This window comes from Caballeronia choica (assembly GCF_001544535.1).
Classification (GTDB): Bacteria; Pseudomonadota; Gammaproteobacteria; order Burkholderiales; family Burkholderiaceae; genus Caballeronia; species Caballeronia choica.
In genome coordinates this window covers 1-9,606 of sequence record NZ_FCON02000210.1, presented here as the reverse complement: position 1 = coordinate 9,606, position 9,606 = coordinate 1, and the positions used below count along the sequence as shown (strand labels likewise).

At 60.1% G+C, this 9,606-nt stretch carries 13 protein-coding genes and 1 pseudogene; 9 read left to right on the top strand and 5 right to left on the bottom strand.

The features are described from left to right. From AWB68_RS50165 to AWB68_RS39785, 9 genes are all read left to right on the top strand, one after another. Positions 1 to 194: hypothetical protein (locus tag AWB68_RS50165; RefSeq protein ID WP_235028767.1), on the top strand; the 194-nt coding region annotated here is incomplete at its 5' end. Between the two features lie 355 nt (positions 195 to 549). Then, entirely contained in the window at positions 550 to 786 is a 237-nt protein-coding gene (locus AWB68_RS39825; RefSeq protein ID WP_125483207.1) for a hypothetical protein, read from the top strand. A gap of 166 nt (positions 787 to 952) precedes the next feature. Next, the gene (locus AWB68_RS51730; RefSeq protein WP_374729656.1) at positions 953 to 1,351 is read left to right on the top strand and encodes a hypothetical protein; all 399 of its coding nucleotides are present in this window, start codon (positions 953 to 955) and stop codon (positions 1,349 to 1,351) included. Next, positions 1,348 to 1,629, top strand: coding sequence for a hypothetical protein (locus AWB68_RS39810; protein WP_087649679.1), 282 nt, complete (start codon positions 1,348 to 1,350; stop codon positions 1,627 to 1,629). The genes AWB68_RS51730 and AWB68_RS39810 overlap by 4 nt, the downstream gene beginning before the upstream one ends. A 603-nt stretch (positions 1,630 to 2,232) precedes the next feature. Beyond that, complete coding sequence (locus tag AWB68_RS39800; RefSeq protein ID WP_235028766.1) at positions 2,233 to 3,321, top strand: paraquat-inducible protein A; 1,089 nt, start codon at positions 2,233 to 2,235, stop codon at positions 3,319 to 3,321. Further along, positions 3,318 to 3,800, top strand: coding sequence for an MlaD family protein (locus AWB68_RS50160; RefSeq protein WP_235028765.1), 483 nt, complete (start codon positions 3,318 to 3,320; stop codon positions 3,798 to 3,800). The genes AWB68_RS39800 and AWB68_RS50160 overlap by 4 nt, the downstream gene beginning before the upstream one ends. After that, positions 3,797 to 4,612, top strand: coding sequence for an MlaD family protein (locus AWB68_RS50155; protein WP_235028764.1), 816 nt, complete (start codon positions 3,797 to 3,799; stop codon positions 4,610 to 4,612). Before AWB68_RS50160 ends, AWB68_RS50155 begins: the two co-directional genes overlap by 4 nt. After that, positions 4,609 to 5,205 carry a PqiC family protein gene (locus AWB68_RS39790; protein WP_087649677.1) on the top strand — a complete coding sequence of 199 codons (597 nt, stop codon included), beginning with the start codon at positions 4,609 to 4,611 and terminating at the stop codon, positions 5,203 to 5,205. The genes AWB68_RS50155 and AWB68_RS39790 overlap by 4 nt, the downstream gene beginning before the upstream one ends. Before the next feature lie 584 nt (positions 5,206 to 5,789). Beyond that, the gene (locus AWB68_RS39785) at positions 5,790 to 6,938 is read left to right on the top strand and encodes an NRAMP family divalent metal transporter (protein WP_235028763.1); all 1,149 of its coding nucleotides are present in this window, start codon (positions 5,790 to 5,792) and stop codon (positions 6,936 to 6,938) included. Between the two features lie 684 nt (positions 6,939 to 7,622). Here the strand turns inward: AWB68_RS39785 and AWB68_RS39780 are convergent. The 5 genes and pseudogenes from AWB68_RS39780 to AWB68_RS50145 all read right to left on the bottom strand — a co-directional run. Further along, complete coding sequence (locus AWB68_RS39780; RefSeq protein WP_087649676.1) at positions 7,623 to 7,994, bottom strand: hypothetical protein; 372 nt, start codon at positions 7,992 to 7,994, stop codon at positions 7,623 to 7,625. After that, the gene (locus AWB68_RS39775; RefSeq protein ID WP_087649683.1) at positions 7,991 to 8,305 is read right to left on the bottom strand and encodes a type II toxin-antitoxin system prevent-host-death family antitoxin; all 315 of its coding nucleotides are present in this window, start codon (positions 8,303 to 8,305) and stop codon (positions 7,991 to 7,993) included. Before AWB68_RS39775 ends, AWB68_RS39780 begins: the two co-directional genes overlap by 4 nt. Positions 8,306 to 8,423: 118 nt before the next feature. Beyond that, positions 8,424 to 8,642 carry a MarR family winged helix-turn-helix transcriptional regulator gene (locus tag AWB68_RS39770; protein WP_235028761.1) on the bottom strand — a complete coding sequence of 73 codons (219 nt, stop codon included), beginning with the start codon at positions 8,640 to 8,642 and terminating at the stop codon, positions 8,424 to 8,426. Between the two features lie 161 nt (positions 8,643 to 8,803). Further along, a pseudogene (locus AWB68_RS51725) lies at positions 8,804 to 8,932 on the bottom strand (LysE family translocator); the annotation flags it as partial. A 490-nt stretch (positions 8,933 to 9,422) separates the two neighbouring features. Further along, positions 9,423 to 9,606: hypothetical protein (locus tag AWB68_RS50145; protein WP_235028760.1), on the bottom strand; the 184-nt coding region annotated here is incomplete at its 5' end.

The following is a 9,606-nucleotide window of genomic DNA, read 5'->3' as shown; positions in this document are numbered from 1 at the left end:
GATTTACCAAATCGTTTGTCGGAAGGCGGGCGCGCAAGCCGATTCACTTGCATGGTCGCGCAGATACATGTACGACTGACGTCATGAAGGTTAATTTCCAAGAGTCGACGACGTTCCTGGAAAGAAGGCCCGATATCGCTGGAAATGACGAGACTGAGCATACCGAGACCGGCGCACATCCTCTTCGCTTATGAACTATCGAGCAGACCGGCTACACGGAAGGAGGTCTATTGCGTAAGCACGAGATCGCGCCATGCCCAGTGCGCTCGGCTCTTCTCCATAGCGGCGAAGCCGGCAGACTCACCCTCGACTACCGGAACATCGCTCCCGAGAAAAGCACCGTTCGGCATAGCGACATGTCAATGCGGAATCGTTCTGGCTGAAGCTGCCTTAGCCCCGGGTCAGAGGGTTGCCATTTTCGAGGGGCCCTCAAGGGAATTAACCGTCCGTAATGCGTGGTTTTCAAACACTCTCATACCGGGTTAGCGAAGGGGGCGACACTAATACGACGGCGGAATGATGACTCACCTAGCGATCATCCATCGAGACATGAACTATAGCGACGTTTCTTATAGGGGCTACTTACTCAAACCACTGGCGGCCTTCGATAGCGGCAAATACGCGGCGATCGTGATATTCGAAAAGGACGGCAAGCAGCGAGCATCGGATGTGCTGGGGCGATTGGCCTCGCCCGAGGAAGCTTGCGAGTTTGCGCTTCGGTTTGGAAGGTCAGAGATTGACGATCACCTTTCTAATCGCTTCGTCTGCGGCCAAAGGTTGACGTGATGAAGCGCGTGAAACCGGGTAGTTCGGAGCTTCAGTTGGAATGCTCGTCGAGCGCGTTCGCCGCGTTGTTCTCCCCATCTACGCGTACTGCCAATGTCCACCGGGCGACCTTTCTGTCGGATTGTTCAAGGTCGTACGCAAGAGCGATGGGCAATTCCTCTACCCGATTGACAGCGCGGCGATCAGTGGACCATTCGAGACCGGACAGGCGCCCCGTGAGGTCGCTGCGCGCCTTAGCGCCCAGATTGTCGGAGCGAACACGCTTCAACCGGAGACTGAGCATGGAGTTCATCAAGCCCACTGGTGTCGACTTCATGGGTTCATTGATCACACCGATCATCGCACACGATGCGAAGGGCTATGTCCCACTGGTCGTGATCGCCTTTCCAGGCGACGGCGTACATGGAACGGGCGCGCCTGGATGCTTCCGCAGCCGGGAAAAGGCCTATCGTTGCGTGATCGAGTATGGCGAAACGGAAGTCCCCAGGCATTTCCTCTTTACGCCGGAGTCTTAGGGTCTTGTCATCGAACGCTAGCTACTTCTTTAGTGCGGGCACGTCAATGAAGCGGGAATATCAGTACAAGAACTACATTGTCGACGTAAGCGTCAGGGCCGAGTTTCGATTGCAAAAAGTCGAGCCAATTGTCCGATCTGGCTACAACGTGTCCGTTCGCCTGCTTCAGGACGACCCGCCTGTCGCGCAGATCATGCCCATTCGGCACTCCGAAGTCCCAGCGAAAATGTTCTGCACTGAAGTCGAAGCGTTGATGGCAGGCTACAGTGCGGGACGCCGCCTCGCTGACAGCCTCATGAAAAGCGAAGCGGTCTGTCCGATCGTGTGAGCTCGCAGCCCCTGCTGCCTATAGCATCGGACTCGTCTTCGTTTGTCGCGTTTTGCGATGAGGGCACCGGGACTGGTCAATACGACGCGCGGCACCCGGGGCCTCGGATCGCTTTGGATATGGTCACCATCGAGCGCACCCGCATGCGCACCGCGCTGAAAGATTTTTTGCAATGGTCTATCTAGACCAGCGGCACTGGCGGGCGTAGCGCACGCCGTGGCCGCGCTCGCGGCGATACGTGTAACGGTCCTCAACCCGCGACCGCCGCATATGGGCCCCGCCGTACTTGAAAGCGAAAGCCGCTTCTTGCGCGGTGAAGGAACGCGGCTTGCTAGACTAGAAGCTAGCAAAGTTGCCTCATGCCGCCGGTCCAGTGATTGACTAAGGATCAGTTGCATAATCAGGGTCCACCGTAAACCGTAACCGCTACAAAGTGAACGAAGGGCTATTCGCGAACTGAATGTAATGCGGTAGCGGTCGAACCGCTATGACGATTAGCTGCCCAGAATGCGGCGCGCTCGTGGATGTACCGCCGCTGACGCCGCAAGTATCGCACGCTGCCGCCGCTGTCACTACCCGCTCGAACGGCGTAGCGGACGCAGTTTGACAGCGGCGCTCGCCTGTGCGTCCGCGACGTTTGTGCTGCTCTTTCCTGCCAACCTTGCCACGCTGATCACCGTTCGCATGTTGGGCGGCGAGCGCTCGTCATTGCTCGCATCCGGGATCGTGGCGATGGGGAGTGAGGGATGGCTGATTCTCGCGGTGCTGCTCGGGGCATTCGGCATTGTGCTGCCGTTGGTGCGTTTCGGCGGACTCGCACTCGTGCTTGGAACGCTCTACATCGGAAAGCGCTTCAGGGGCATTGGCCCGCTATTCCGCTGGACCATCTGGCTCGATGCTTGGGCCATGCCCGATGTCTATCTGATCGGCTGCTTCATCGGCTATGCGCGGGTGACGAAAAATCTGAGCGCCTCGATCGGACCCGGCGGATACTGCTTTTTCGTCGCGGCCGTCATGTCGATGATCACGCGCGCGGCGCTCGACCAACGTGCCGTGTGGCGCGCCATTGCGCCAGAGCGGCCCCTCGAGCCGGGCCGGCGCGTGATTTCATGCGTGGTGTGCGATCTCGTCGAGCCATTCGATCATGACGAGCAGCCTTGTTCCCGATGCGGTCTGCGAATGCGCGTTCGAAAGACTGATGGCGTCCCGCGCGCTACTGCGCTTTCGCTCGCCGCGCTCGTGCTCACCCTGCCCGCCAATCTTTATCCGATGACAATTTCGATACAGCTCGGGAAGGACGTGCCCCATCGGATCATCGATGGCGTCCGCGAACTGTTCCATGTAGGACTATGGCCGTTCGGCATTCTTGTCATCGGCACGAGCATCATCATTCCGGTGGCGAAGCTGTTGGGCATGGCATGGTTCATCGTGTCGGTACACCGCCGATCCAGCCGGCACCTGCGCATCAAGACGCATCTTTACCGGTGGATCGACGAGCTCGGACGCTGGTCGAATGTCGATGTCTTCACGATTGCCGCCTTCGAGCCGCTGATCCGCTTCGGCGGCATTGCTTCGACGCGCACCGCACCGGGCGCGACGGCCTTCGCGCTGGTAGTGTTTCTGACGATGGTGGCCTCGCGCGTGTTCGACCCGCGCATGATGTGGGACGTCCGCCACCGGAGTCGACAATGACAGACGCGAGAACGCGGCGCACAGAGGCGAAGGTCCAGCGCAGCGCATGGCCGGGTTGGATCTGGTCCGTGCCCATCGCTGCGATCGGCGTTGCGGGATGGTTTGGCATTCAAGCGCTGATTCATGGTGGCGACACGGTAACCATCACTTTCGACGATGCGTACGGCATGAAGGCCGGCGGGACGGACGTGACCTTGCATGGCGTCAAGATCCGCACCGTCTCGAATGTGACGCTGGCCGCCGATGGCAGACACGTTGAAGTTCAAGCCACGATCGACCGCACGAGAAAAGACGATCTGCGCAGCGGCACAAGGTTCTATGTGCGTGGCGCGCAACCGGATTTCAGCGATCTGTCCTCGATCAAGGCAATCATCTCCGGTCCCGAGATCGTCTTGGAACCGGGCCCGGCCAACCCGTGCGCCGTTTCATTGGAAGCAATCGTCGCCCTGCTCTTACGCCGACGCACGAGCCGATCGTGAGCTATGTCGTGCGCTTCGCGGGCCCGGTGGGAGAATTGAAGAGCGGCGCCGATGTCGAACTGCGGGGCTTTCACGTCGGCACGGTCACGAGCGTGCAGCTTCACTATAACGCAGCAAGGGGTGTCCTCTCCATGCCTGTGCAGATCGCGCTCGATCCGAACCAGCTCGGCATCGCTGGCGCCACACCGCCGGCCGATGGCAATTGGAAGCCGCTCGTCGACGGCATGCTCGAGCATCTCATCGCCGATGGCCTGCGTGCGCGGCTCTCGCAAGACCCGCCGCTCGTCGGCCCGCGGGAAGTGAAACTCGACTTCGTGCGCAACGCGTCGAGCGCGACGCTTGCCAGCGAGAACGGCATGTCCATCATTCCCAGCATCGAATCGGCCGATATCGACGACATGACATCCAAGGCCGATCAGATCATCACCCGGTTCAACGGACTTCCGATCAAGGAAACTGGAGACAAGGTGCTCGAAATTGCTACTCGCGTCGATTCGCTCGTCGCTTCCCCGCGCATCCACGACAGCCTCGAGCATATCGATCGTTCCGTGACGCAAATCGATCGCACGCTCGAACAGGTCACCCCGCAAATAGGCCCGCTCATGGCACAACTGCGCGAGACGGCGAACGCTGCAGACGAGACAACCGCCTCCGCAAACCGCATGATGGGCGGCGACGCCACGAGCCAGAACGATCTGCCGAGCGCCCTGCGCGAACTGTCGGATGCCGCGCGCTCGATCCGGGTGCTGGCCGACTATCTGGACCGGCACCCGGAAGCGCTCATTCGCGGAAAGCAAGGGGACGAACGATGAAATGTCGTGACGGGCGGCGGGCCACGACAGCCCTCACGGCTCTCGCCGTTGCAATTCTCTTGCATGGCTGTGCGCACAGTCCGGCGACGCACTACGTCACCTTGAGCAGCGTGCCTGCGCGGGCGCCGCTTGCCGCGGCGCCCATTGCGCCAGTGCAACTGACCGCCTTGCATATTCCGGCCGAGCTGGATCGTCCCGAGGTGGTCACGGAACCCGCGCCGAACCAGCTTGCGATCGCAGAGGACGAGCGCTGGGGGGCGCCGCTCGCGCAAGTGATGCGTCTTGCGCTGGTGCGCGATTTGATGACCCGGTTGCCGGATGGGACCTTCGTGCCTCCGGACTTGCCCGCCCCTGCGGGCACGCGTGCGCTCGTCGTCACGGTAATCGATGTCGAATCCAGGGAAACGGAGGGAATCACGCTGCACGCCGCGTGGACGCTGGTCGCGAGACACCCGGACCACGTCGTGCTCATCGAACATGCGGCACTGCAGGCGCCAATCGCCGGCACTGATTCAGCGGCGCAAGCTGCCGCGCTGAGCGAGATTCTGGGCGAACTGGCGGACCGGATGGCGGCGTCGATCAGCGCTCGCTAGTTGTCTGCCCCGATCACGCAAATAAGTCCCTACAGATGGTGCAGCTCGACGTGATCCTGCCAGCCGGAGAGCGACATGGCGATGGGTGAAGATGCCGATAAGGCGAACCCAACGCGCGCTGCCGCTTATCGCCCGGGTACCCGGAGGTCGGAAAAATAGGCGCATCAGCGCATCGACGAATTTTAGAGAAGTTCTCGCCCACAGAGTGTGGTCGCTTTTCAGCAACAACTTTGTCGGCATCGCGCTGACGAGCTCGCGGGCTTTGTAGTTGGCGACGGTGTGCCGCTCGCTAACACCGCAATTCGGAGAAGCGGTTATTGAGCCGCCTTTGGATTTGCCGCACGACGGGCATGGATCCTGCAGCGCGCACATCTGCCTCGCCGATGCGAGACACGGTTCAATTTACCGGGCGGCGAGCCGACCATGTCTGTTGCCGAAACATCCAACAACCCGTCCTCCCAGGAGGAAATCCCGGCGCACTCATGGGCAAAGCCTACACCGCCAGGACTGGTCTCGGCTGCGACCGACAATGATCCAAGTGTCTCGCGACCTATTCGCTCGCCGGTGCACAGTTCGGATACGACATGCTTTGGATTTGCGTGCTGTCTTATCCGTCAATGGTCGCATTCCAACTCGTCGCCGCGAGGATTGCCGCTCTGACCGGTAATGGCCTGACAGTGAACATGCGCAAACATTATTCGCGCGTCCTGTTTTACATCGCCGTCGCAAGGTTCCTCATCGCAAACATATTCAACATTGCAGCCGACATCGTCGCGATGGGGATCGCCGCGCAACTGCTCTGGCGCGGATCGATCCCAATCTTCGCTGCGCTGTTTGGCCTCGCGTCGGTCACACTCCAGTGGTTCATCCCGTATGTGCGCTACGCGCAGGTTCTAAAATGGCTCACGCTCACACTTTTCGCGTACGTCGGCGTGGCCGTTGCCGTCGACATGCCTTGGGAGACGATCGGCATCAAGTCGCTCATGCCGCGGATTACATGGTCTGAGCATTACTTTACGGTCCTGCTCGCTGTGCTCGGGACGACTATCAGCCCCTATCTCCTGTTTTCGCAGGCCGATCAGCAGGTCGAAGAAAAGCGGCCGCAAGTCGTCTCCGAAAACAAAGACTTCTGCAAGCGGGGGCGTCAATCGATCGTCATGCGTAGGAACACGATGATCAGAACGGCTTTGTCCAACGGTGTCGGCTTTTTTGTCATGGCCGCAGCCGCTGCAACATTGCATCTGAACGGAAACGGCCTGAACAATGCGCGCGACGCCGCTCGTGTGATCGAACCAGCAATGGGCGGCTATGCTCCGATTGTACTTGCCCTTGCGTTCATCGGCACGGCGTTCCTGGCCCTACCGCCGCTCGCCGGTTCGGCCGCTCACGCGGCCGTGAGCGCAGTCGATCAGCAAAACGACGCGCATCAGGACGATGGGCATCGCAATCGGAGGATCGCGCTTGCGCTCCTCGCCGTAATGGCGCTGGGCGTGTCGATCGGCGTGACCCTCACAATCATGCGCGTCGAGCCCATTCAAATTCTTTACTGGGGGGCGGTGGTCAACGGATCGACGGCGATGCCGATCATGGTCCTGCTCGTCATGCTGAGCACGAAGCGCTCGGCGGTGGGCGACCTCAGCGCTCACTGGTTACTTCGTGCGCTGTGCTGGCTCGCCACCGTATGCGCCGGCGCTGCGCTCGTCGCCCGATTCGCGTGTAATTGGTTCCCCTAACGCGTCGAGCCCTCCGTCATCGCAACTTGAAAACGTGAAGTTCGTCAAGGGCGGCGCCTTGTTTTCATCGATTTGCAAGCTCCCACCGACGGCTCGCTTGTAGCGGCGAAAGGCCTTCTCCAGAGCCCGCGACACCTTGATGCCCCAGCGGTGCACGGCGGTGCCGGCGAACCGCGCTGGGGCGCGTTGATCGTGTCGAATGGGAAAAAAGCCGAGTTTCGGCAGATGAATCCGCGCTGGACGTCGAATCGTTGCTCTCGGGGGGCGGGATTACCGGAAACGACGGTTCACTGCAATGCCGGCACACGGGTCAATCGGACGTCGGCACCGACACCCTATGAAGAGCAAGGGGAGCGCCTGGCTACCTGGGTTGCGTCGGTTTCGAAGCCCGCTATCGCGGAGCTGGGCGCAGGGGGCCCTACCCACGGTGCAGGCGCTTCAGCAAACGAAACGCGCGCCAACGCCTCATCCGAATAAATCGTCGCGAGGCAGGTACCAATCCGATGCACGGTGTTGGATTTGAGGACGGAGCCGCCGCGACACCCAAGCTCGATGCGCAGCTCTGAGAAGAAGATTTGAATGATCTACCACCAGACAATGAGCGTCACCTCTCAGCTGCTTGACGATTGCGCAGAGCCAAGCCTTGATCGCTTCCGGCCGTTCCCGAAACCCAAGGGACGAGCATCAGACGACATCGGGGCCGTACTTGACCTCTCGCTCGTGGCGAATCGAAAGCAGGATCACGCGTGTGTCGGAACACGCGTACAGGACGAGATGGGCAGAGAGAACGGACTCCCGAAACTCCAACATCCGAGCCCGCGCAGCCAACTGCTCAACCTGCCGAAGCCATGCCTGCGACGCGGCTGAAGTCACTGCATAGAAGTCCGCTCGACGACCAATCTTAGGATACTGCTCCAGGCGCGCAATAAGCTCAACGATCTCACCTTCGAGTTGGTCGGAGCGTCGTGCGGCCGAGCCTTCGTCTTGAACAAACATGAACGCTTCAATGGCGTCGAGCGACTCGCCAAACGAGTCAGCGACGTCGACAATGATCATGTCTGGCTTTTGACGCGACGTTTCTCGGCACGATCTTGCAACGAGCGCCGGAAGTCTTCGGCAGACGAGGTCCGCCCAGCGTGCACGTCGTGCATCCCGCGTTCGGCGTCAGAGAGCATCAGCAAGCGCCCGAGCTCATGGCGCTCGAGCTCGTGATAGTAATCAAGCTTCTTCGCGTCGACGATCGCGACGAAAGCGGAGCCATTTTTCGTGAGGACCTTCTCAGCTCCCGCCACGACGTCCTCGGCCAACTCTGTCAAACGCGCTCGGGCTTCACTGATTGGAACAACGTCTTGTGCGCGGATTGTCATTTTCATGTATCCATTAACGAATTCGTTAACATAACTTACGCTAGCGGTGCGTAGCTGTCAATGTCGTTTCCCGTGAAACAAAAAGTGTGCGACCCTAATAACGATTAGCGCAATGGGTTTAGGTATAACCCTCCTCACTCTGGCGCAGTACGGCCACATTTTTCGGTCCGTTCATGATGCTGAACTGACGCTGCGCTTCGAGCCAGAACGGCGCCGCCCGCTCAAAAAGATCCGCCCCCTCCGGGGTGAGCTCGACGATACGGATGCGACCGTCTGTGGGAGACGGTCGCATCGTCACGAAACCATCGCGCTCCAGAAAACCGATCATCTTTCCCATGGCTGTCCGTTCGATGTCTTGCCGCGCGGCGAGAGCATGTCTCACACGATGGGGATACGTAGCTCAAAACCCGTGAGCAGGCGATCGGCTGCACCCGATCCGAATGGGACGGTCGCCCGTGCGCAAAACGGCCGTTCAGATAGGCTCCACTGGGCGCCTTGCTAACGAAATGCCTGCCGGATTCCCAGCACGATAATAAGGCCTCCACATGCTTGGTCGATCCAGGCCTTCGCGCGACGATACGCCGTCGCAATCGACGCGTGCGATAGAACAAGCGCGACGAATCCGTACCGGCAAGTCCCAGGCGCGACGGCACGGAAAGGAAGGTCGACCTAGGCACTGGGCGCGGACGCTGCTGAGGAAAACAGAGCCGCGTAATGGGCGACTTCGGATTTTTGACCTACGATATAGAAGTCAGGAAGCGAATGGCCGGGTCGTCGGCCCGGGTAAAGCACCGGGGAGGCACACTCAATGGGCTTTGTGTTGTCAGCCGCGATTTTCCTAACGTCGACTGGATTCCTTGTCGACGCTGCGCTAGCGCCGACCTCGCCGACCGTGATTGTGCAATCCTCCACTCCGGGCTCAAGCGAAGGCAGGACCACGGTCCCGCAGCTAAGCCCCGAGTTCTCCGACGAAGCCACCACTCCCTCAGCAGGCCCCAGAGCCACACGCGACTAAAGCGCAAGCTCGATGCAAGGGGACTCGCCCGCTCGATAGTGCCCATGTCGCGTTGCGCATGGCGAGGCAACAGTTGGGCGGACCTTCTCCAAGACCCGACGCCTACCCACACGCTGCCAGCTTCCGATTGTCGACAATCTTCATCGGAACGGGAGAGCCGTTGGCGTCGAGGTTTTTCATTTCGGCAAAGATCCGTTTTGACGCACTTTTCAGCGCCCAACCGACTTGAAAACCCGATTCTTGTCGAGCGTGGCTGGATCGAGCGTATTCTCGCCGCCTTCCGCAG

Excerpts from the sequence above, each read along its gene's own strand:
- AWB68_RS39825 (WP_125483207.1), top strand. The coding sequence starts at position 550 with ATGAACTATAGCGACGTTTCTTATAGGGGCTACTTACTCAAACCACTG.
- AWB68_RS39810 (WP_087649679.1), top strand. The coding sequence starts at position 1,348 with ATGAAGCGGGAATATCAGTACAAGAACTACATTGTCGACGTAAGCGTC.
- AWB68_RS50160 (WP_235028765.1), top strand. The coding sequence starts at position 3,318 with ATGACAGACGCGAGAACGCGGCGCACAGAGGCGAAGGTCCAGCGCAGC.
- AWB68_RS39790 (WP_087649677.1), top strand. The coding sequence starts at position 4,609 with ATGAAATGTCGTGACGGGCGGCGGGCCACGACAGCCCTCACGGCTCTC.
- AWB68_RS39785 (WP_235028763.1), top strand. The coding sequence starts at position 5,790 with ATGCTTTGGATTTGCGTGCTGTCTTATCCGTCAATGGTCGCATTCCAA.
- AWB68_RS39780 (WP_087649676.1), bottom strand. The coding sequence starts at position 7,994 with ATGATCATTGTCGACGTCGCTGACTCGTTTGGCGAGTCGCTCGACGCC.
- AWB68_RS39775 (WP_087649683.1), bottom strand. The coding sequence starts at position 8,305 with ATGACAATCCGCGCACAAGACGTTGTTCCAATCAGTGAAGCCCGAGCG.
- AWB68_RS39770 (WP_235028761.1), bottom strand. The coding sequence starts at position 8,642 with ATGGGAAAGATGATCGGTTTTCTGGAGCGCGATGGTTTCGTGACGATG.